Origin of the sequence: Neptuniibacter sp. QD37_11, from assembly GCF_047778105.1 — a bacterium.
GTDB lineage: Bacteria > Pseudomonadota > Gammaproteobacteria > Pseudomonadales > Balneatricaceae > Neptuniibacter.
Map to the genome: position 1 here is coordinate 1,392,025 of NZ_CP180552.1, position 21,539 is coordinate 1,413,563.

General features: G+C 43.7%; 19 protein-coding genes. 9 read left to right on the forward strand and 10 right to left on the reverse strand.

The features are described 5' to 3' along the window. Positions 1 to 7 precede the first annotated feature (7 nt). From ACMXYT_RS06250 to ACMXYT_RS06265, 4 genes are all read right to left on the reverse strand, one after another. Entirely contained in the window at positions 8 to 895 is an 888-nt protein-coding gene (locus ACMXYT_RS06250) for a branched-chain amino acid ABC transporter permease (RefSeq protein WP_415885074.1), read from the reverse strand. 80 nt (positions 896 to 975) lie between these two features. Further along, entirely contained in the window at positions 976 to 2,184 is a 1,209-nt protein-coding gene (locus ACMXYT_RS06255; protein WP_415891825.1) for an ABC transporter substrate-binding protein, read from the reverse strand. Between the two features lie 68 nt (positions 2,185 to 2,252). Continuing rightward, complete coding sequence (locus tag ACMXYT_RS06260) at positions 2,253 to 3,005, reverse strand: ABC transporter ATP-binding protein (protein WP_415888502.1); 753 nt, start codon at positions 3,003 to 3,005, stop codon at positions 2,253 to 2,255. Continuing rightward, positions 3,002 to 3,811, reverse strand: a complete 810-nt coding sequence (locus tag ACMXYT_RS06265; protein ID WP_415885071.1) for an ABC transporter ATP-binding protein — start codon at positions 3,809 to 3,811, stop codon at positions 3,002 to 3,004. Before ACMXYT_RS06265 ends, ACMXYT_RS06260 begins: the two co-directional genes overlap by 4 nt. A gap of 258 nt (positions 3,812 to 4,069) precedes the next feature. Between ACMXYT_RS06265 and ACMXYT_RS06270 the strand changes: the two genes are divergently transcribed. After that, on the forward strand, positions 4,070 to 6,964 hold the full coding sequence (locus ACMXYT_RS06270) for a cache domain-containing protein (RefSeq protein WP_415900766.1): 2,895 nt from the start codon (positions 4,070 to 4,072) through the stop codon (positions 6,962 to 6,964). Beyond that, on the forward strand, positions 6,961 to 7,671 hold the full coding sequence (locus tag ACMXYT_RS06275) for a response regulator transcription factor (protein WP_415900768.1): 711 nt from the start codon (positions 6,961 to 6,963) through the stop codon (positions 7,669 to 7,671). Before ACMXYT_RS06270 ends, ACMXYT_RS06275 begins: the two co-directional genes overlap by 4 nt. Positions 7,672 to 7,740: 69 nt before the next feature. On the opposite strand, the gene ACMXYT_RS06280 is transcribed toward ACMXYT_RS06275, so the two are convergent. Then, on the reverse strand, positions 7,741 to 9,789 hold the full coding sequence (locus ACMXYT_RS06280; RefSeq protein ID WP_415912036.1) for a methyl-accepting chemotaxis protein: 2,049 nt from the start codon (positions 9,787 to 9,789) through the stop codon (positions 7,741 to 7,743). A 239-nt stretch (positions 9,790 to 10,028) separates the two neighbouring features. Then, complete coding sequence (locus tag ACMXYT_RS06285) at positions 10,029 to 10,376, reverse strand: hypothetical protein (RefSeq protein ID WP_415900770.1); 348 nt, start codon at positions 10,374 to 10,376, stop codon at positions 10,029 to 10,031. Positions 10,377 to 10,955: 579 nt separating this feature from the next. Here ACMXYT_RS06285 and ACMXYT_RS06290 point away from each other — a divergent pair. Both ACMXYT_RS06290 and phaR read left to right on the forward strand, forming a co-directional pair. Further along, on the forward strand, positions 10,956 to 11,213 hold the full coding sequence (locus tag ACMXYT_RS06290; protein WP_415881594.1) for a DUF6489 family protein: 258 nt from the start codon (positions 10,956 to 10,958) through the stop codon (positions 11,211 to 11,213). Positions 11,214 to 11,268: 55 nt separating this feature from the next. Then, complete coding sequence (gene phaR, locus ACMXYT_RS06295) at positions 11,269 to 11,748, forward strand: polyhydroxyalkanoate synthesis repressor PhaR (RefSeq protein WP_415900771.1); 480 nt, start codon at positions 11,269 to 11,271, stop codon at positions 11,746 to 11,748. Between the two features lie 42 nt (positions 11,749 to 11,790). On the opposite strand, the gene speD is transcribed toward phaR, so the two are convergent. The 4 genes from speD to ACMXYT_RS06315 all read right to left on the reverse strand — a co-directional run bounded on the left by speD (position 11,791) and on the right by ACMXYT_RS06315 (position 15,741). Continuing rightward, complete coding sequence (gene speD / locus ACMXYT_RS06300; RefSeq protein ID WP_415895971.1) at positions 11,791 to 12,600, reverse strand: adenosylmethionine decarboxylase; 810 nt, start codon at positions 12,598 to 12,600, stop codon at positions 11,791 to 11,793. Between the two features lie 144 nt (positions 12,601 to 12,744). After that, a complete protein-coding gene (phaC, locus tag ACMXYT_RS06305; protein WP_415881591.1) occupies positions 12,745 to 13,812 on the reverse strand; it encodes a class III poly(R)-hydroxyalkanoic acid synthase subunit PhaC in 1,068 nt (355 codons plus the stop codon). Beyond that, a complete protein-coding gene (locus ACMXYT_RS06310) occupies positions 13,809 to 14,798 on the reverse strand; it encodes a poly(R)-hydroxyalkanoic acid synthase subunit PhaE (protein ID WP_415900772.1) in 990 nt (329 codons plus the stop codon). Before ACMXYT_RS06310 ends, phaC begins: the two co-directional genes overlap by 4 nt. A gap of 67 nt (positions 14,799 to 14,865) precedes the next feature. After that, positions 14,866 to 15,741 (reverse strand): LysR family transcriptional regulator, encoded by an 876-nt coding sequence (locus ACMXYT_RS06315; RefSeq protein WP_415912037.1) that lies wholly within the window; start codon positions 15,739 to 15,741, stop codon positions 14,866 to 14,868. Between the two features lie 197 nt (positions 15,742 to 15,938). Between ACMXYT_RS06315 and leuC the strand changes: the two genes are divergently transcribed. From leuC to ACMXYT_RS06340, 5 genes are all read left to right on the forward strand, one after another. Continuing rightward, the gene (gene leuC / locus ACMXYT_RS06320) at positions 15,939 to 17,357 is read left to right on the forward strand and encodes a 3-isopropylmalate dehydratase large subunit (protein ID WP_415912038.1); all 1,419 of its coding nucleotides are present in this window, start codon (positions 15,939 to 15,941) and stop codon (positions 17,355 to 17,357) included. A 17-nt stretch (positions 17,358 to 17,374) separates the two neighbouring features. Next, positions 17,375 to 18,022 (forward strand): 3-isopropylmalate dehydratase small subunit, encoded by a 648-nt coding sequence (gene leuD, locus ACMXYT_RS06325; RefSeq protein ID WP_415881587.1) that lies wholly within the window; start codon positions 17,375 to 17,377, stop codon positions 18,020 to 18,022. A gap of 57 nt (positions 18,023 to 18,079) precedes the next feature. Then, positions 18,080 to 19,159, forward strand: coding sequence for a 3-isopropylmalate dehydrogenase (leuB, locus tag ACMXYT_RS06330; protein ID WP_415885060.1), 1,080 nt, complete (start codon positions 18,080 to 18,082; stop codon positions 19,157 to 19,159). A 167-nt stretch (positions 19,160 to 19,326) separates the two neighbouring features. Continuing rightward, positions 19,327 to 20,442: an aspartate-semialdehyde dehydrogenase gene (gene asd / locus ACMXYT_RS06335; protein ID WP_415912039.1), complete on the forward strand. Its 1,116-nt coding sequence runs from the start codon at positions 19,327 to 19,329 to the stop codon at positions 20,440 to 20,442. A 73-nt stretch (positions 20,443 to 20,515) separates the two neighbouring features. Continuing rightward, positions 20,516 to 21,538: an aspartate-semialdehyde dehydrogenase gene (locus ACMXYT_RS06340; RefSeq protein WP_415912040.1), complete on the forward strand. Its 1,023-nt coding sequence runs from the start codon at positions 20,516 to 20,518 to the stop codon at positions 21,536 to 21,538. Position 21,539 lies beyond the last annotated feature (1 nt).

Here is a 21,539-nt window from a genome sequence, read left to right on the forward strand (position 1 = left end):
CGATCTCCTAAGCTTCTTTACCGAATAAACCGGCTGGCTTGAGTAGCAGCACAATAACCATCACCAAGAAGATAATGGTGGTAGAGGCTTCGGGATAAAAATATTTGGTTAGACCTTCCACGATCCCCATACCAAGGCCCGTGAGGATGGCTCCACCGATAGAACCCATTCCACCGATAACCACGATGGCAAACACCACGATTAAGATGTTTGAGCCCATATCAGGAGATACAGAATAGACTGGAGCAGCCATGACACCGGCAAAGCCTGCTAAAGCAACGCCGAAACCAAAGGTCAAAGTAACGATCAATGGCACGTTGATACCAAAGGCTTGCATCAATTGTGGGTTCTCTGTGCCTGCGCGAAGGTAAGCACCTAGCTTGGTTTTTTCGATCATCCACCAAGTGCCAGCGCAGACAATGATAGAAGCGATAATGATCCAAGCCCGATAATTCGGCAGATACATAAATGGCAGACGGTTACCGCCTTTTAGTTCTTCGGGAATGGCGTATGACATGCCAGAAGAGCCAAACATATGGGTAAAAGCACCCTGTATAATCAAGGCTAAGCCGAACGTTAACAGTAGGCTATAGAGGTGATCTTCATTAGCGATAGGGCGGATAAGGAAGCGTTCCATCAATATGCCGATCGCGCCAATGCAGATCGGTACAAGGATCAAAGCCACCCAGTAGTTTATGCCCATATATTTCAGGGCAAGAAAAGCGATAAATGCACCCAGCATATAGAGTGCACCTTGCGCGAAGTTAATTATCTTCAGCAGACCGAAGATAATGGCCAGTCCGAGGCTAAGCAAGGCGTAGAATGAGCCGTTGATCAACCCAACCAATAACTGGCCAAATAGGGCAAAGAGGTTAATATCAAACATAACAATCATCTACCTGTAGTCATCCAATAGGGATGTATGGAGCAGGGGTGATGGCAAAGCCAAATAGCATTTGCCACCACGCGTTTTTCTTATGAGAAGTTGCACTGCGGTAGCATTGGGCTGTAAGCCTCATCTGCTGGAATAACCTTCAGTACTTTGTAGATGTCGTTTTGATCTTTACGCTCGGCTGCTTTCTTGATCTCTACATACAGCATGTCGTGTACCATACGGCCGTCTGGACGTAGAGTTGCATTACGTGCGAAGAAGTCTTCAGGTTTTGTCTCTTTCATCTTCTTAGCGATCGCTTCTGCGTTATCACTGCCTACCGCTTTAACTGCATTAAGGTAGTGAGTTGTTACAGAGTAAACACCTGCGTGAATCATGCTTGGAATAGCGCCGTGACGCTCTTCGAAACGTTGACTCCACTGACGCGTTTTCTCATCCATGTCCCAGTAGAATCCAGACGTTAAGCGCATACCGCCAGCAACATCTGCATCCATTGCTTGAGCGTTTGGTGTGAATACTAATAGGCCCGCAACATCCATCTCTTGCGTTAGACCAAATTCAGTGGCAGTTTTCAGCGCATTTACTGTGTCGTTACCGGCATTCGCTAGAGCAACTACGTCCGCACCAGAAGCTTGAGCCTGAAGAACATAAGAAGAGAAGTCTGTAGTGCCTAGAGGAGCGCGGATAGTGCCAACAACTTCACCGCCGTTTTCTTTGATGACCTTGGATGCAACACCTTCTAGAGCGTGACCAAAACTGTAGTCAGCTGTGATGAAGAACCATTTCTTCTTACCGGATTGAACCATAGGTTTTACAGTGCCGTTTGCTAGGGCAACAACGTTGTAAGTCCAGTGAACGTTGTAAGGGTTACAGCTCTTAGTTGTGAACGTGTTGGATGCTGAGCCAGAAATCAGTGTTAGCTTTTTAGCATTCAGGTTAACTTTCGATACTGCGCCAGATACCGCAGAAGAAACTAAACCACCGATTGCATCAACGTCTTCGGCTTCTACCCACTTACGCGCAATAGAAGAGGCGATATCTGGTTTTAGCTGTGAGTCAGCTGTAACTAGTTCGATCTCTTGTCCAAGTGCCTTACCACCAAAATCTTCAATCGCCATCTCTGCTGCGGTTACACAGCCTTGACCACAAATGTCGGCATAAGTACCACCCATATCTGCCAAAATGCCCAGCTTAATTTTGCCGTCAGATTCTGCCAGTGCAGCACCTGAAACTGCTGTTGCCACTGCGCCTGTAATAACTGCTGAGATTAGTGATTTTTTAAATGTCTTCATTGACTCGCTCCAGTTGCCGTACCTTCTACTCAAAGGTCGTATCTATGTTGTTTTTATTCTTTAACTGCTTAAACACCGAGGTAGGTATTCAATAAATCTGTTTTAGCTTCGAGCTCATGGGCATGAACTTCTTCCACGATGTGGCCGTGCTCCATCACGTAGTGACGGTCAGCAATAGGGGCTGCAAAGCGGAAGTTTTGCTCGACTAGCAGAATGGTTAATCCTCTCTCTTTGAGGAGACTAAGAACCTCGCCCAGTTTCTGCACAATGACGGGGGCGAGGCCCTCAGTAATTTCATCCAGCAATAGGATGTTTGCGCCAGTACGCAAAATTCTTCCTAGGGCAAGCATCTGTTGCTCACCACCAGATAAACGTGTGCCTTGACTGGTTCTACGTTCGTAAAGGTTTGGGAATATTTCGTAGATCTCTTCCACACTCATGCCGTCAGAGCGCACTTGAGGTGGTAGCATTAGGTTTTCTTCAACATTAAGGCTGGAGAAAATACCGCGCTCTTCGGGGCAAAAGCCGAGGCCTAAACGGGCAATCTTATGAGCAGGCAAGGACATAGTTTCCTCGCCATTGACCACAATGTTGCCGGTACGTTTGCCGACCATATTCATGATGGCTTTTAGGGTGGTTGAACGACCGGAACCGTTACGGCCCAATAGGGTTACCAATTCACCTTGGTTAACCGTTAGGTCGATGCCATGGAGAATGTGCGACTCGCCATAAAAGGCGTGTAGATTATTAATACGAAGTTTTTCGCGCTGATTACCGTGAACGGCTTCGTGTTTGGTCTGTAAGTTAACGGCCTGATTCATACCACAGCCTCCGCTTCTTGTTTTGCTTGTTCAGCTTCAACTTCTTCGGCTGCAGTACCCATGTAAGCTTCACGCACGCGTGGATCTGCGGAAACGGTGTCGTAGTCGCCTTCAGTCAAAATAGCGCCTCGTTGCAGTACGGTGATGCGATCAGCAAGTTTGGAAACTACATGTAAGTTGTGTTCAACCATTAGGATTGTGCGATTGGCAGAGACCTTTTTGATTAGGTCGGTCACTACATCTACATCTTCGTGCCCCATGCCTTGTGTTGGTTCATCAAGCAGCATGAGTTCAGGTTCTAAGGCTAAGGTGGTTGCGATCTCTAGCGCACGCTTGCGGCCATAAGGCAGGTCAACGGTAACGCTGTTGGCAAAACTCTCTAAACCTACAGATTCGAGAAGCTCTAAAGCGCGCGCATTTAAATGGTTAAGAATTTTTTCAGAACGCCAAAAGTGAAAGCTGTTACCTTCTTTACGTTGTAGGGCAATACGAACGTTTTCTAGAACCGTTAAGTGAGGAAAAACAGCAGAGATTTGGAATGAACGGACAACCCCTTTGCGTGCTATCGCTGCAGATTGCATCGAGGTGATATCTTCATTGTTAAACAAGATCTGACCGGTCGTTGGTTGCAAAAATTTGGTCAGCAAATTGAATACAGTGGTCTTACCTGCGCCGTTAGGGCCGATAAGGGCGTGAATGTGTCCTCGTTGGATCTTTAGATTGACATCATCAACCGCAGTAAAGCCTTTAAACGCTTTGGTCAGATCCCGAGTTTCCAGAATGAAGTCTTGCTTAGGCTGAGTCATCGTGGCGCTACTCTTTTCCTTGAATTACCTTGTCCGCTACAGCTTCAGATAGATAATTCTCGATTTTTGTTTTTATGTGGCAGCCAGATTAATGGAGAAAGTTTGCTTAACTATTTTTGTAATCTAACGAAATGTAACAAGTCGCCGTTGCAATCTCGGTTTGTGTTACATTCGGTATAGAGAAATACTGGTTTATTAGTAAGTTATCTCTCATGGAAGAGGAGTTGTGTTTGTAACATCAACGAGATAGTAGATTCGATGTATCGCCGTTCACCTATTACTATTCGCTTGTTCTTAATGCTATTGGCGCTAATCGGTAGCATTTTTGCCGCAATTTATTTCTTTACCGTTCCTTTGATTAAACAGAATGTTTTCAATCTTGAATTGAATTCCAACCGTCAGGTTTTGAACATCGTTTATGACCTTGCTAATCGGATGTATGCAGGGACGGAGCGTTACGTAGATAACACCCTTAAATCTCATGAGCAGCGTTTGGGGTCTGTGCTGGATATAGCTGAAAACCACATCAATCTTGCGCTGCGTGATGGTAGGCAAAGTGGGTTAAGCGACGCGGAAATATGGGAAAAGGTATTTACAGATCTGCGTAAGTTTCAATTTGGTAATGGCGATTATATTTGGATCTCAGATTATGACGCTAACCTGATCTCTCACCCTGATGATGCTTATCATCAGCAAAATATGTCGGATGTAAAAGATACTGATGGCAATCTGATTATTCCTGGCATTCTCTCTCTCGCTTTAACCGACGGTACTGGTTTTTATAAATACAAATGGAACCGTCTTAACGAAACTGAAGCGATCGATAAATATTCCTATGTAAAGCATTACCCAGATTGGGGCTTTGTGATGGGGGCCGGAGTTTATATTGATGATATTCAGCGCGAGGTTGCCGCGCAGAAAGAGCGGGCGATAGCAGAGATAAATCGAGCGCTGAAAGATATTAAAATTGCGCAGAATGGCTATCTCTACGTGTTCGATTCGCAAGGGAATATGCTATTTCATCCCAATCGCAATATTCATGGGATCAACTTTAAAACGCAGTTAAATCCAGTTACAGGACAACCTATCTATCAAGATCTGATGGCTGTGTCAGATACAGGTAAAGAACTGTATTACAAATGGGATAGACCCGATGATCCAGGGCATTATGAATACGAAAAGCTCTCGTTGGTAAGACACTTATCAGGGTTTGATTGGTATATCAGCTCGTCGGTGTATCTGGACGATTTAAAAGCAAGCTCCGTTCAAATTAGTCAGCGGATTATGGCCATGGGCTTTTTTGGTTTGTTGGCATCCATTGTTGCTGTGTTTATCTTTGCTGAGTGGCTAACTTCTCCCATTAAATCTTTATCGCAGACCGCTTATAAGATCAGCCGTGGCGATCTTTCTGCGAAAACCGGTATCTCTCGGAATGATGAGCTAGGTATCTTGGCGGAATCATTTGACTACATGGTTGATCGCTTACGGGGGAATATTAACAACCTAAATAGCCGCGTGAATGAACGCACCAAAGAACTGTCAGAATCAAATAGTCGTTTATTGGAAGCGGTTAACTCCCTGCAAACTACGCAAGATGAACTGCGTGCAGTAGAGACCCGGCAGCGTTTGATTTTAGATGCATTACCGGCTCAGGTGGCTTACCTCGATAACCAACTGCGTTATGTGTTTGCAAACCGACAGTACCGAGAGATGTTTGACCAGACCAAAGAGGGGATTGTTGGTAAATCTTTCAAAGACGTGGTCGGTGAAGAGATGAATCAGGCTCTTCAGCCTTATATTGAGAAAGCTATGCTGGGTGAAACGCCGGTGTATGAATATCGGTTGAATGATCACGGTAAAGATATTTTAACTCGTCGTACCGTTCTTCCATTTTATAACGTACGCAAAGAAGTCGAAGGGATGTTAACTCTCTCTATCGATATTACCCATGAGCGTGAAGTAGAGCAGCGTATGGCGGAGGCGAGCAAGATGAAAGCGGTTGGGCAGATGTCGGGTGGTTTAGCCCATGATTTTAATAACCTGCTTACGATCATTCTTGGTAATCTTCTCGAGCTACAAGGAAAACACGATCTACCTAAGCATCTGCAACAACATCTCACGCCAGCAGTAAGAGCGACTCGAAGAGGGGCGGATATGACGAAACGTTTGTTAGCGTTCTCGCGACGTCAGCCGCTTAAGCCTAGCTATGTGCAACCTGAACAGCTTATCAACGATTTAGTCGGCCTATTGGCTGCACCTCTGCCCGAAAATATTCAGCTAAGAACTCAAATTAAACCAAACCTGCCTGCTGTTTATGTTGATAGTGCTCAAATGGAAGATGCCTTGGTAAATTTAGCACTTAACTCGGCTGATGCAATGCCTAAGGGTGGAGAGTTGTGCTTAATGGTATCAGCGGTTAGTTCGGATAGCAGAGAAGTTCAGCAAGCTTCGTGGGACGAAGAGGTAGTTCCAGGTGATTACGTATTACTCAGCGTGATTGATACCGGTGAAGGCTTTAGTGACGAAGCCCTAGATAAAGCTTGTGAACCATTTTTTACTACCAAAGGCACGGGGGCGGGATCAGGCTTAGGTTTGAGTATGGTTTACGGGTTTGTAAAACAATCTAAGGGTTATTTCAGAATTCAAAATCGCGCTCATTACCATCATGGTCAAGTAGGCGCGAGAATTGATCTGTTGTTAGGTGCGATGGAGCAACAGAGCCCGCGGGCAACCCAAACCACAAAAATAGTTGAGGGGATCGATCGGTCGGAGATCACTGAAAGTTCTCTTATCTTATTAGTTGAGGACGATGCCGATGTGCGTCAGTTGGTTCGTGGGCAATTAAGGTCAATGGGCTTTTCCGTGGTTGAAGCGGCTAGTGGTGATGAGGCCTTAGCTATGTTGACTGGTTTATCTGATCTGGCCGGCGTTGTAAGTGATGTGGTGATGCCGGGAGCAGCGTCAGGTTATGATGTCGCGACCGCAGTGAATATGATTTTCCCTAAGGCTTTTGTTGTGATCATGACCGGTTACAGTGAGCAGCCATCCAAACTTGAGTTTGAATATAGCTTGATTCAAAAACCGTTCGATGCAGAAACCTTAGAAAGAAAAATAGTGCCTTGCCTAACAGAGCATAATCAGGAGAGCAGATGATGACAGATGTCAGCACCCCAGTGATCTATGTAATTGAAGATGAAGAAGATTTAGGCAAACTTATTTGTACAACCCTACAGAGCTTCCGCTACCAAGCTAAACCATTTACAACCGGAGAAGCAGCCCTTGTGGAAATTGGTTGGGCGAAACCAGATATCTGCATAGTAGACCTTAACCTTCCTGATATGGATGGGATGGAGTTAGTTAAGCAGCTCGATGAAGATGAAGTAGGGGTTATCATTGTGTCTGGTCGAGATGGACTGACAGACAGAATCCTAGGTTTAGAATTTGGCGCTGATGACTATATTACTAAGCCATTTGAACCTAGAGAACTAGTAGCTCGGGTTCAGAGCCTATTGCGTCGCATACGTAAAAAGAAAAATTTATTGATAGATAGTCCAACAAAAGCGCGTTTTGGACAGTGGATCTATCAGCCAGATTCATTGAGTCTAAAGCATGCGCATAAGCCTGCTGAATCTTTAAGTCGGGCTGAGGGTGATATGTTGCTAGCGTTGCTAAAGCATCCTTTCCAAATCCTATCGCGTGATCAGCTCTTAGGTGAAAATTGCGTGCCTTATGATCGGAGCATCGATGTAAGAATGTCGAGGTTACGTAAGAAGATAGAAGAAGACCCTCAGCAACCAGCGTTTATCAAAACGGTTTATGGGGCAGGGTATATGTTCACGTCTGAGGTGCGGTGGGAATAGTCGTTAGAGTTTGAACCGAAAATAAAAAGGGAGCTGAATTCAGCTCCCTTTTTAGTTTAAACAGCTAAGTTACACTTTAAATAGTGCGATCACGCGTTTTAGTTCTTGACCAGCATTGCCTAGCTCGTTGATAGCGGCATTCATTTGTTGGCTAGAATTTGCGGTTTCTTGGGCAATCGTACTGATACTCTCTACATTGCGGCTAATATCTTCACTAACCGAAGTTTGCTCTTCAGCTGCGGAGGCTATTTGAGCACTTGCATCAGAGATATTTGCGACTGAGTCGGTTATCGATGTTAGAGCATGTCCTGCTTGGCTAGTCATCTCTACACTGTTTTGAACCTTAGTATTGCTCTGCTCCATACGATCTACAGCATTGCGAGTATTGCCCTGCAAGCGTTCGATCATCTCTCTGATCTCTGTCGTTGAAGTGGCTGTTTGTTGGGCAAGGTTTCGAACTTCATCCGCTACAACCGAGAAACCTCGGCCTGCTTCGCCTGCGCGAGCAGCTTCAATCGCAGCGTTAAGTGCAAGTAGATTAGTTTGTTCGGCAATGTTTTGGATTACATCCATTACTGTGCCAATAGCATTACTGTTTTCTTCTACCTGTTCAATCATGTTAGTGAGTTCATTGACTTCACAAGAGATGCCCTGAATCGAGCCCACGACTTCTTGTACAAGTTCATCACCGTGACTCGCTTCACTGTTTGCACGCTGAGTTTGTTCTGCGGTCGTGGCTGCATTTCTTGCTACTTCTTCAGACGTTGATGTCATTTCAGAAATAGCAGTAGCCACCATCTCAGTTTCTTGTTGTTGGCGGTTTATATCAATATTTAGACGATCAATGCCTGATGAAACTGTACCCAAATGATTTTGGATAGTGTGCATAGTTGTATTCAATTCACTTGTTACTTTGCGAAGCCCAGCAATGGTTTTTTTAGCGCTGCGACTTAGCTTATGTATCTCGTTATGGGTGTTTTCATCGTCGCCCATGTCGGTGTCGATGCGTGTAGTGAGGTCGCCCTGTCCAATCGCTTGCATATAATTACAAATTGTATCGATCGGCTGCAGTTTTACTTTCAATGTGAAGAATAGAAGACCGGCAATCAGAAGTGCGCAAAATACGGACAGAAGTATCATCTCAACACGCAGCTTCTCACTTTCAGTCAGAAACTCTTCAGTTGCAGCTCCTGCAACGATTGCCCAGTTGAAGCTGGAAACCTGAGAATAAGCAATCAACTTGTCTTTGATGTTGCCATCTTCATGAGTGAAAGGGATATGAGTGAATCCGTGGTCGTTACTGCTAATTGTATTAAGCAAGGTGTTGCCGCTTTCCGATACCTCTGTAAGATTTTTGCCTTTCGCGAATGGATGTAAAAGCAACTGACCAAACTGAGGACCTTGTTTCAAATTGACGATGTAGGCAAAACCGGTTTCACCAATTTTTAGATCGGATATTGTTTTTTGTAAGGCGGCTAGTCGCTCAGTGTAATCAAAGCCTACGTATAGAATACCGATGACCTTACCTTGGGTATCTTTAAACGGAATATATTTGGTCATATAGTCGCGACCAAATAGGTGTGCAGGACCGCTATATTCTTCGCCATTAATTAGCTTTTGATAACCAGGGTGTTTCTTGCCAAGCATTGTGCCAAAAGCTCGACTGCCGTCTGTTTTACGTAGAGATGTACTTACACGTAAAAAATCATCTTTAACACGCATAAAGATGGTTGCGGTGCCGCCTGTCATATTTGTGAATTGATCAGGTTTTGAGAAATTTCGTGTGACAGTTTCGTAATCATGCAGAAGCGTAGGAACCGTAAATTCACCAACTTCAACTTGGTTTAGTTCGTCGATAAGCATATCGCCGGGAAACATCTGGATAAAAACATCGGCAATCTGATTCGTTTGCTGTTTTAAGGTCTCATTAAAAAAGTCGATGTTTTGAGCTAATTGATCAACTTGTTGGTCAAGTGAATGCTCGACATTTTTTATGAAGCCTTTGTCTACTTCATGATTGACAAAAATAGATAAAGCCGTAAATACGGCAAATACGATCAATAAAACAATTGTGGCTAGTTGGTTAACAATCGACGCGTGTCGAAAAAATGATGGCATGCGAACTACCTCAATGGGCTAGGCCAAAGTAAATGCTTTGAGTTATCTAAGGCAAGGAGCCTAAAATTCTACATAACTATATGTTTATATAGGCTTTAAGCAACTCTATAGTGGGCGAAAAGTGCTTATGTACTATAGAAAGGTAATTCCAATTTTTTAAAAATACTACAAAGGTATTACTGTTTAGATTCAAACAGTTAATTTGCATAAGATAATGATTCTTAATTGTTTTTATGAGCTTAGTTGAGGATGTCTTGTTTTAATTCATTGAGTTTTTCTTGAGTCAGATCTAAGTTAATGGTCAGTTCTTTATCAGTGATACGGCGGCCTTCTGGCTTTAAGCGTCGAGAATAAACTAGATCCATTTCTGCTGTGATCGCTGCAGATTCCAGTCTTCGACGATCAACCATAGTTTTGCGTCTTTCAATGCCTGTGTATTTGGCAGTGTTATGTGAAATGAACCATTCACTAGCATGAAGTAGGGTAGGGAGGTTTGGGCTGACTTTACCTTGATTGGGGCATGTCCAGTAGTAAACGATTTTTAAGTTATCCAGATCTTTGATTAAGTTTAGAGTGCTGTGAGGCATCTATTACTATCCTTGTAATAAGAGTCAATTTTAAGCCTGAATACATCCATGATTAGGCATAAGCAATGCGTATATTATTGGCCTTGTTTATGCGCACAATAATACTAAGATAACAGCAGGTAAAAATTAGGAAAAATTCCTAATTTGATAAAAGGTCTATGTTACTGACTTCTTATTATTCTTTAGGCTTACGTTTCTCTTTGCTAAAAAACTTAATATAAACAGTCTTCAGCTAATCATTTTGAATAAAAAATCTGTCTTAGCCTTTAACCGTTCTTGGTTATTTCTATCAGTAAGTCTATGTCCAAGTTTAGAAAACCTTTCAAGACCGCTATCTATGGGGGGGGGCTAAACTGTACTAATGAAGTTTAAGTGGTTTGTCAGTGTTTCGTTGTGTCTTTGTCTTACATAATTATGATGTACTTCTGGTTTGTTAAGAGAGCTTAAGAGGCTAACTTCTGGCATCTAAAAACTATTTTCGTGGAAAAGCGCAGCAAAAGTATTGATTTGAAAATTTTGCACCGCCGAATTTTTACTATAGGATTAGGGTATTATTCTGCTTGCTTAAGGAGTCGGGGTGTGAAGTTCAAAATCGATATTGATATGTCGCCGGAAGAACTGCGTAAAGTTCTGGGTTTGCCAGATGTGCAGAAATTTCAGCAAGATATGATGGATAAGATCACTGAACAGATGGATGCTGGTGCGGAAGGGTATGATCCATTGACGTTGTTCAAGCCTTACCTAAACAGTGGCCTCGGTTCTATGGAAGCACTGCAAAAAATAATGATGGGTCTTATGACCTCGGGCTATGGTAGCTCTGATAATAAAAAAGACTGATCAAGGTGAAGTGATCAGTTAAAACCAAGGGAATGATACGAGAGAGAAAAGTACATTGCGTATTCTAAGAAAATATACAAATCGCCGTTTGTACGATACCTCGCGAAGCTGTTACGTCACGTTAGATGATGTTAAGCAATTGGTACTCAATGGTGAAGCCTTTAAAGTTGAAGATTCAAAAACTGGGAATGATCTAACAAGAAATATTTTGTTGCAGATCATTAGTGAACAAGAAGCACAAGGGCATGGCACTTTATTGACCAATCAAGTATTGCAGCAATTGATCCGTTTCTATGGGGATAGTATGCAAGGCATGATGAGTCAGTACCTAGAGCAAAGTATTGCTTCCTTCCTTGAGCATCAAGATCGAATTCGAGATCAAATGCAAACGATGATGGGCGCAGCGAATCCACTAACTATGATGAACCGCATCGCGGATCAAAATATGCAGATGTGGGGAATGTTCAAGCCAGGTGAAGGGCCTGAACATCAAACGCAGCAATCACCGACATCTGAAGCACAGAAAGATAAGTAATAAAAAAGGCCGCTAAGCGGCCTTTTTTATTTTGAATGAATATTACTTCATATCTGGCATATTACGGCCATAAAAAATTTCATTCATCTCTTTAGATAACCGTTCAGTGATCTGTTGAACTTCCGCTTCTGGAAGCTCCTCTTTTGTGGTACCAAAGAGATAAGTATTCAAATCTACATCTTTCAGCATCATCTTAGTGTGAAAGATATTTTCCTGATAAACATTCACATCAAGCATTTGATAATGATCATGAATATCGGACGTGAAGAAATTCTGAATAGAGTTAATATCATGGTCGATATAGTGCTTGATGCCATGAATATCGCGAGTAAATCCGCGAACACGATAATCAACCGTCACGATGTCGGACTCTAGACGGTGAATAAGGTAGTTCAGCGCTTTTAGTGGCGAGATGATGCCACACGTCGACACTTCGATATCTGCACGGAAGGTGCAAATACCATCATCGGGGTGAGCTTCAGGATAAGTGTGTACACAGATATGACTCTTATCTAAGTGAGCTACAACAGAATCCGGCATAGGGCCTGGCTTTTCTGTAGTATCTACAGCTTCCGAATCTTTAATTGGTTCCTCAGCAACTAGAATCGTAACGCTAGCCCCTTGCGGGTCATAATCTTGTCGTGCAACATTTAAAATATTTGCACCAATAATGTCACAACATTCGCTTAAAATTTCTGTTAAACGATCGGCACTATATTGTTCATCGATGTACTCGATGTATTCCGCTTTTTGCTCGGGTGTTTGCGCATAGCAGACGTCATAGATACAGAAACTCAAACTTTTAGTTAGATTGTTAAAGCCCTGTAGCTTAATTTTGTCATTAGTCGCCAAGGTGGTTAGCTCCAAGTGAGGACTACTATATTTTGACGCGGATTTTAGTCGACAATTTCTTTCTGAGAAAGAAAAAAATCACGCTTAATGAGGTGAAAATTACTAATACAGGCAAAAAAGTGGGGAATAGGAGAGAACGGGGGATTAGTCCCGTTCTGATAGCCAATCTACGATAGCAGGTGCTACTTGGGTTTGTGATTTCCCAGAAACGAAAACACCGATGTGCCCACCTTTTACTTCCAGCTCTGTGTAATCATTGGTTTTTACATGCTCGGCTAATGCTGTAGAGGCTTTAGGTGGTACTAAATGATCGAAGCTGCCAAATACATTGAGGACTGGTTGCTTGATGTTGCCTAGGTTGACTTGTTTATCGCCGATCATCGCTTCACCTTTTATCAACTTGTTTTGCTGAAAAAACTGAGTAATAAATTGGCGGAAGGCCTCGCCTGCTTGATCAGGGCTATCGTAAATCCACTTTTCCATTCGTAAAAAGCTTAGGGCGCTTTCACGATTTTCTAACTGGTTAGGCATACCCAAGTTTTTCTGTACGCCTAAACGCATCGGCATTAACGAATTATAGGAATCATTCAGCATGCTGCCTGGAATATTGCCATAGGTTTCAACGGCTAGATCAGCGTCAACATATTTTGCTAAATGATAGAGAAGGTTATCTTCGGTCTGAAAATCGACCGGTGTCACCATAGTGATCAAGTTTTTGATCTTCTCTGGATTTAAAGCTGTATAGCACAGGCTAAATGTGCCGCCTTGGCATATGCCTAGAAGGTTAGTTTGATCGGAGCCTGCGTGTTCGCATGTAGCTGCTACACAGTTATTGAGGTACTCATTGATGTAATCATCAAGATCAAGATACCGATCAGCAGCATCTGGATAGCCCCAATCGATTAGGTAAACATCTAACCCCAGCTCTAATAGACGCTGCAGCATTGAGCGTTTGGCTTCTAGGTCAATCATGTAAGGGCGATTAACCAGTGCATAACAGATCAATAGTGGGGTAGAGCAACGCTTCTCACCCTGGCTTTGGTAGTAGCGTAAACGAAGTTTATCTTCTGTATAAATTACGTCATAAGGCGTGGAGTCGACATCAACTTCTTTTAGCTGCGAAAGCGTATTGTAGCTTTTGAGAAGCTTGCGATTAAATTCAAAAAGTTCCTGAGAGACAACACTAGGGTCAAGATTAAAGCCGTTCATCATTTAGTCCCCTTAGCTTGTTTTTTCAAAGCGGTGACTTCTTTCTTAAGAGCTGAGATCTCTTTCTTCAGTTCGGAGATCAGGTCGGCAGTTGCTTGTTCTTTTAATGCCGTTATCTCTTGCTGCATTGCGAGCATTTCTCGGCGATTAACACGCATCTCTTTGCGTAGCTGATGCTGTCTCTGTAAGGCTGTGTCTAGGCCTTTTCTAGTCGCTAAACCCACCGATTGAAAATGCACATCTCGAACATCTTGAGCAAACTTCCGCATCTGCATTAATGCATTACTAATGCGGCCATGAGAGCGTTGGTAATCGTCGGTGAAAACTGTGTCTGAGTACGCTGATTCATAGGCATCTACCCAGATATCATGAAGTTGTTGCAGTGTTGATACCTCATCACCCGCATCCGTCAGCTTATTAAGCATCTGTGTTGATGCGTTCTGATTGATAGAACTGTAATGCTCAATATACTCTTGCAGTGCTTCTTGATATTCAATGGTTAGCTTTGTCGCTTCTCGTATTTGTTGCTGAGTTTCGCGGTTTGTACCAATGATAGGAGTTTCTAAAAGGCTCTTCATGCCACTGGAAAATGGGTTTTCGAAGAGAAGGTCGTCGCGAAAGCTGTGGGTCTTAAATAAAGAAGCGAACTGTTCTGGCAGCTGCCATTGTTGCATCAGTGCATCGGCAGTCTGCTTTTGCATGTACTTCTGAAACTCATGTACTGCTTGATTGAGGTGTTGTTCTCCACCGTTGCGGTACTGGTTTAATAGCTCTTCGCCGTATTGAGTAAAATTCTTAGATTGAGCGCCGAGGATGTCGAGCATTTGAGCAAATTGCTCAGGCGCTTCTTGTTTGAGCGTTTCTTGGCTTTTGCTAAAAAGCTCCGCCCATTCCTGTGGTTGAGGCATTTCTGCACCGGAAGTGATTTTTTTCCAATACTCTTTCTGGGCATCTAACAAGGCTTCGATTGATAAGCCGTTATTTTCCATCAGCCAACTCTCCGATTTTTACTCGATGAAAACTATCTTATTACAACTGGCTTTTGCTTACATCCGCTTATCGCTCATTCCTAAGCATTTCTACTAAATAGTTTGCGGCGTTCGATAAGGTGCGATTGCGGTGGTAGATAATCCCAAGATTTCGATGAACGGGTTCTGAATCTGTTACATCAAGGACACATAAATCATCATTTACTAAACTATCGGGCAAGAGGCTCCAGCCGAGGCCAATGCTGACCATCATTCGAATTGTATCGAGGTAGTTTGTCGACATGCTTACATTCAGTTCGAGTGAGTGCTGCTGGAATAGTTTTTCTACTAGGCTTCGAGTAAATGTATTGCTGCCGGGCAAAATTGCGTTGACCTGATTGAGCTGCTCAAGACTGATCGTATTGCATCCTGCTAAAGGGTGATCTTTCGCTACGACATATCTAAGTACATCATCCCAGATAATCTCCGAATGAATAGAAGCATCGGGCTCAGGCGACAAAGTGATTAAAGCGAGTTCTAGGTCGCCTTTAAGGACGCCCTCATAAGCGATCTCTGATTCGGCAAATTCAAGATCGAGCTCTACTTTTGGGCAGGCTTCTGCGTATTGCTTCAATAGAGGTGGAAGTCTGTGCAAGCTAATGTGGTGGCTTGCTGCTAGTTTGAAATTACCAGTGATCTCGCCCGCGTTTAGATTGCTAATCAGCCTTTTCGCATCATCCAGCTGCAGCAAGATATCCTTAGCTCTAGGTAATAGGGCGGTACCTGCTTCCGTCATTGTCACGGTGCGACCAATCCGATCAAATAGTTTGCTATTTAACTGATCTTCTAATAATGCCACGCGCTTACTTATGGCTGATTGGGTTAGAAAGAGTTGGTCTGCAGCCTTTGAAAATGAACCTGTAGCAGCTACAGCCAAGAATGCTTGCAGTGTATTGGTATCCATAAATTTCTTTCCTGTAACTCTTTCTTTAATACAGTAACCTTCCGAATTGTTATTGTATTCCTATTTGGAATCTAAAGCATAAAAAATATGAATTTGTGTTGTAGTTAAGTGTGCACTAGGATTGCTGCATAAATTAGTTGGCTCAGCAGTTTTGGAAGTGTTGGGCGAATGAAAAGAATAAAGTGAGGTGAGCTTCCATGGCTGGTAAAACGTTATATGACAAGTTGTTCGAATCGCACTTGGTTCGCACAAATGATGACGGCAGTTCTTTGATTTATATCGACCGTCAGGTTCTGCACGAAGTAACTTCTCCGCAGGCTTTTGAAGGTCTTCGTATGGCTGGTCGTCAGCCTTGGCGTATCGATGCAAACATCGCTACTCCAGATCACAATGTACCTACAACTGAGCGTTCTGGTGGTGTTGATCAGATTGTAGACCCTGTTTCTAAAATTCAGGTGAAAACGCTGGATAGCAACTGTGATGAATTTGGCATTTTAGAATTTAAAATGAACGATCAGCGTCAAGGTATCGTTCACGTAATGGCGCCAGAACAGGGTGCAATTCTTCCTGGTGTGACAGCCGTTTGTGGTGATTCTCATACAGCAACGCTGGGTGCTCTAGGTGCGCTTGCGCATGGTGTTGGTACATCTGAAGTTGAGCATGTGTTGGCAACTCAGTGCCTGATCACTAAGAAAATGAAAAACATGCTTGTGCGCGTTGATGGCGAACTAGGCCTTGGTGTAACGCCGAAAGATGTTGTGTTGCATGTGATTGGTGTGATCGGTACTGCAGGCGGTACGGGTTATGCGATTGAGTTTGGTGGCGATGTTTTCCGTAACATGTCTATGGAAGGCCGTATGACCGTTTGTAACATGGCAATTGAAGCAGGTGCTCGTGTTGGTTTGGTTTCTGTTGATCAGATTACACTGGATTACGTTGAAGGCCGCCCGTTTGCACCTAAAGGTGAACAGTGGGATATGGCAGTCGCAGCATGGAAAGATCTAGTGTCTGACGATGATGCTAAGTTCGACGAAGTCGTTGTTATCAACGGTGCTGATATTGAGCCTCAGGTGACTTGGGGTACATCTCCAGAGATGGTTGTTGGTGTATCTGCACAAGTACCTAACCCAGCTAACGAAACAGATCAGGTTAAGATTGATGGTATCAATCGTGCACTTGAATACATGGGGTTAAATGCTGATCAGAATATTACTGATATCAAACTTGATCGTGTATTCATCGGTTCTTGCACAAACTCTCGTATTGAAGACCTACGTGACGCTGCGAAAGTAGTTGAAGGCCGTAAAGTGGCTGACAACATCATTCAAGCATTGGTTGTACCGGGATCTGGTTTGGTTAAAGAGCAAGCTGAGAAAGAAGGCTTGGATAAGATCTTCACTGCTGCAGGTCTAGAATGGCGTGAGCCTGGTTGCTCTATGTGTTTGGCAATGAACCCAGATAAGTTGGGTAATGGTGAGCACTGCGCATCTACTTCTAACCGTAACTTCGAAGGCCGTCAGGGCTTCGGTGGTCGTACTCATCTGGTAAGTCCTGCTATGGCTGCAGCTGCTGCAGTAACAGGTCACTTTATCGATGTACGTGAGTTGATTAAGTAAGGTATCGGGAGAGCGACATGAACAAATTTACTTTGCACACAGGTATCGCAGCTCCATTGGATCGTGCCAATGTTGATACCGATATGATTATTCCAAAGCAGTTTTTGAAATCCATCAAACGTTCTGGTTTCGGTAAGAACTTGTTTGATGAACTGCGCTATCTAGATGAAGGTCAGCCAGACCAAGAGTGTACGGGGCGTCCATTAAACGAAGAGTTCGTTTTGAACTTGCCGCGTTATAAAGGCACAAGCGTTCTATTGGCACGTGAAAACTTCGGTTGTGGGTCTAGTCGTGAACACGCGCCTTGGGCTTTAGATGATTTTGGTATCCGTTCTGTTATCGCGCCAAGCTTTGCTGAGATCTTTTATAACAACTGTTTCAAGAATGGTTTGTTGCCAATCATTTTGAGTGAAGAGCAAGTTGATCAGTTGTTTAAAGAAGTAGCCGCATCTGAAGGTTACGAGCTAACAGTTGATCTTGAGAATCAGGTTGTTAAGACGCCTTCTGGTGAAGAGATGGCTTTTGAAATTGATGATTTCCGTAAGCACTGCTTGCTAAATGGTTTAGACGATATCGGTCTTACATTGCAGCATGCGGATGATATTAAGGCTTACGAAGAGAAGCGTCGTCAGTCTGCGCCTTGGTTGTTTGACGCAATCAAGTAATCGAATTTAAGAATTAGATAAAAGCCTCTGTATGAGGCAATCGGGAAGGTTATAAGAATGTCTAAAAATGTTTTGATTTTGCCGGGTGACGGCATCGGTCCTGAGATCGTTACAGAAGCACGCCGCGTTTTAGAATTGGTTAACGAGCAAGACAATCTAGGTCTTGAGTTCAGCGAAGCTGACGTGGGTGGCGCTGCAATTGATGCTGCTGGCGTACCACTGCCAGAAGCAACTCTAGAAGCTGCGAAAGCGTCTGATGCGATTCTACTGGGTGCTGTAGGTGGTCCTAAGTGGGATACGAACCCTGATTTCCAGATTCGTCCAGAAAAAGGTCTATTGGGTATCCGTTCTCAGCTAGAGTTATTTGGTAACTTGCGTCCTGCAATTCTTTACCCTCAACTTGCTCACGCATCTACCTTAAAGCCAGAAGTAGTATCTGGTTTGGATATTTTGATTGTTCGTGAATTGACGGGTGGTATCTACTTCGGTCAGCCGCGTGGTATCCGTGAAAAAGAGGGTGGTGTTCGCGAAGGTTATAACACTTACGTTTACGATGAGAATGAGATCCGTCGTATTGGTCGTGTTGCATTTGAAGCTGCAATGGCTCGTGATAAGCGTCTATGTTCTGTAGACAAAGCTAACGTGCTAGAAGTAACTGTGCTATGGCGTGAAATCATGGATGATCTTGCAAAAGAATATCCGGAAGTTGAACTAAGCCACATGTACGTAGATAACGCTGCGATGCAGTTGGTGCGTGCGCCTAAACAGTTTGATGTTGTAGTAACAGGGAACATGTTTGGCGATATCTTGTCTGATGCTGCTGCAATGTTGACGGGTTCTATTGGCATGTTGCCATCTGCATCTCTAGATGAAAATGGTAAAGGTATGTATGAACCGTGCCACGGTTCAGCACCTGATATTGCAGGCCAAGGCCTTGCAAACCCATTGGCGACTATTTTGTCTGCTGCAATGATGCTGCGTTACTCTCTAGATGCGGGTGAAGCTGCAGATCGTATCGAAGCGGCAGTAAGTAAGGTTCTAGATCAGAATCTACGTACAGCTGACATCATGTCAGAAGGTATGACTAAAGTGTCTACTTCTGAGATGGGCGATGCAGTGGTTGCTGCTCTGCAATAAATAATAGAAAAATAGTCGTAATCTACTGATGTCTCGGTAGATTACGATAGTCTCAAATGCAGAAATAATGCATAATTGAGAAACTCTGATGCGTTCGGAGTATACGAAAGCTGGTATCGATGGCGGTACCGGCTTTGTTGTTTATATTTGATTATTTGGTGAATTTAATGAAACGTGTAGGTTTTGTTGGCTGGCGTGGAATGGTGGGTTCCGTGCTTATGCAACGCATGATGGAAGAACGTGATTTCGATCATATCGAAGAACCGGTCTTCTTCACCACATCCCAGGTAGGTCAGGCTGGTCCAGATATTGGTAAAGACATTCCAGCGCTGAAAGATGCGACATCTATTGAAGATCTAAAACAGATGGATGCCATTATTTCCTGTCAGGGCGGTGACTACACGAAACAGGTTTACGCTGATCTGCGTGCTGCTGGTTGGGAAGGTTACTGGATCGACGCTGCATCTTCTCTACGTATGGATGACAGTGCGATCATCGTGCTTGATCCAGTAAACATGAATGTGATCAAAGACGGTCTATCTAACGGTGTTAAAACATTCGTTGGTGGTAACTGCACAGTATCCTTGATGTTAATGGGTCTTGGCGGTCTGTTTAAAGCTGATCAGGTTGAGTGGATGACCTCCATGACATACCAAGCTGCATCAGGTGGCGGTGCGCGTCACATGCGTGAGCTGATCTCTCAGATGGGTATCATCAAAGAGTCTGTAGCTACAGATCTTGCTAACCCAGCGTCTGCTATCTTGGATATTGATCGTCAAGTTGCAGAAACTATTCGTGGCGATGCGATGCCTGTTGATAACTTTGGTGTGCCGCTAGCGGGTTCTTTGATCCCTTGGATCGATACTAAGCTGGATAATGGTCAGAGCCGTGAAGAGTGGAAAGCGTTTGCTGAAACTAACAAAATTCTAGGTTTGGGTGATAGTCCAATCCCTATCGATGGCACATGTGTACGTATCGGTGCGATGCGTTGCCATAGCCAAGCATTCACGATTAAGCTGAAGCAAAATGTTCCAATGGATGAGATCGAGTCAATGCTGGCTGAAGCAAATGACTGGGTCAAGGTTATTCCTAACGAGCGTGATATTACTGCGCAGGAACTTACACCAGCTAAAATTACAGGCACATTGAATGTTCCTGTAGGCCGTCTTCGTAAGATGAATCTAGGTGATGAATACCTAAACGCGTTTAGCGTCGGTGACCAGTTATTATGGGGTGCGGCAGAACCGCTACGCCGCATGCTGAGAATTCTGTTAGAAGACTAATAAATCAGTCTTTAAGTAAGAATATCAACCAGCCCGACTTAGTTCGGGCTGGTTTGCTTTTGGGGAAAAGAAAATGAGTCAAGGTTTTAATGTTGCTGTTGTTGGCGCAACAGGCATGGTGGGTGAAGCAATTCTGGAAATTCTGGAGCAACGTGAATTTCCTGTTGAGAATCTGTATTTGGTGGCAAGTGAGAATAGCGCCGGTAAGCAGATTCAGTTCAATGACAAAAATTATAAAGTCGAAGCGATAGAAGATTTTGATTTTTCACAGGCCCAGATAGCTTTCTTCACAGCAGGGGCAGCGGTTTCTGAAGACTATGCGCAGATGGCTGCGGATCAGGGTTGTATCGTTATTGATAACACATCCTGCTTCCGCTACGACTATGATGTGCCGCTAGTGGTTCCAGAAGTAAATCCTGAAGCGGTTGCCGAATATCCAAACCGTGGAATTATAGCTAACCCTAACTGCTCTACTATTCAGATGTTGTTGGCGGTTGCTCCTATTCATCGTCACGCTTCGGTTAAGCGTATCAATGTTGCAACTTATCAGGCGGTATCTGGTAGTGGTAAGAGTGGTGTAGAGGAGTTGGCAGGTCAGACAGCTAAGCTATTAAATGCCCAAACACCAGAGAGCAAAGTTTATCCAAAGCAGATTGCGTTTAACGTGTTACCGCAGATTGATGCCTTGCAAGATAATGGTTATACCCGCGAAGAGATGAAAATGGTTTGGGAGACACAGAAAATCCTTGGTGATGAAGGTGTCATGGTCAATCCAACATGCGTACGCGTACCAGTTTTCTTCGGTCATAGTGCTGCAGTGCATATCGAATGTTGGGACCCAATTAGCGCTGAAGAAGTGCGAGAGCTGTTGGGTCATTCTGCTGGTGTGGAAGTAGTCGATAATCAGGAGGAGGGTGGTTATGCCACTGCTGTTACTGATGCGGCTAAAAACGATGAAGTGTTCATTAGTCGCATTCGCGAAGATATATCTTGTGAAAATGCTATAAATTTATGGGTGGTTGCCGATAATGTGCGTAAAGGTGCTGCTCTAAATAGCATTCAAATAGCTGAGGTTTTAATTCAACAGTATATTTAAA

What these genes read in the sequence shown, in the direction of transcription:
- ACMXYT_RS06250 (WP_415885074.1), bottom strand. Translation starts at nt 895, where the DNA reads ATGATTGTTATGTTTGATATTAACCTCTTTGCCCTATTTGGCCAGTTA.
- ACMXYT_RS06255 (WP_415891825.1), bottom strand. Translation starts at nt 2,184, where the DNA reads ATGAAGACATTTAAAAAATCACTAATCTCAGCAGTTATTACAGGCGCA.
- ACMXYT_RS06260 (WP_415888502.1), bottom strand. Translation starts at nt 3,005, where the DNA reads ATGAATCAGGCCGTTAACTTACAGACCAAACACGAAGCCGTTCACGGT.
- ACMXYT_RS06265 (WP_415885071.1), bottom strand. Translation starts at nt 3,811, where the DNA reads ATGACTCAGCCTAAGCAAGACTTCATTCTGGAAACTCGGGATCTGACC.
- ACMXYT_RS06270 (WP_415900766.1), top strand. Translation starts at nt 4,070, where the DNA reads ATGTATCGCCGTTCACCTATTACTATTCGCTTGTTCTTAATGCTATTG.
- ACMXYT_RS06275 (WP_415900768.1), top strand. Translation starts at nt 6,961, where the DNA reads ATGATGACAGATGTCAGCACCCCAGTGATCTATGTAATTGAAGATGAA.
- ACMXYT_RS06280 (WP_415912036.1), bottom strand. Translation starts at nt 9,789, where the DNA reads ATGCCATCATTTTTTCGACACGCGTCGATTGTTAACCAACTAGCCACA.
- ACMXYT_RS06285 (WP_415900770.1), bottom strand. Translation starts at nt 10,376, where the DNA reads ATGCCTCACAGCACTCTAAACTTAATCAAAGATCTGGATAACTTAAAA.
- phaC (WP_415881591.1), bottom strand. Translation starts at nt 13,812, where the DNA reads ATGATGAACGGCTTTAATCTTGACCCTAGTGTTGTCTCTCAGGAACTT.
- ACMXYT_RS06310 (WP_415900772.1), bottom strand. Translation starts at nt 14,798, where the DNA reads ATGGAAAATAACGGCTTATCAATCGAAGCCTTGTTAGATGCCCAGAAA.
- ACMXYT_RS06315 (WP_415912037.1), bottom strand. Translation starts at nt 15,741, where the DNA reads ATGGATACCAATACACTGCAAGCATTCTTGGCTGTAGCTGCTACAGGT.
- leuC (WP_415912038.1), top strand. Translation starts at nt 15,939, where the DNA reads ATGGCTGGTAAAACGTTATATGACAAGTTGTTCGAATCGCACTTGGTT.
- leuD (WP_415881587.1), top strand. Translation starts at nt 17,375, where the DNA reads ATGAACAAATTTACTTTGCACACAGGTATCGCAGCTCCATTGGATCGT.
- leuB (WP_415885060.1), top strand. Translation starts at nt 18,080, where the DNA reads ATGTCTAAAAATGTTTTGATTTTGCCGGGTGACGGCATCGGTCCTGAG.
- asd (WP_415912039.1), top strand. Translation starts at nt 19,327, where the DNA reads ATGAAACGTGTAGGTTTTGTTGGCTGGCGTGGAATGGTGGGTTCCGTG.
- ACMXYT_RS06340 (WP_415912040.1), top strand. Translation starts at nt 20,516, where the DNA reads ATGAGTCAAGGTTTTAATGTTGCTGTTGTTGGCGCAACAGGCATGGTG.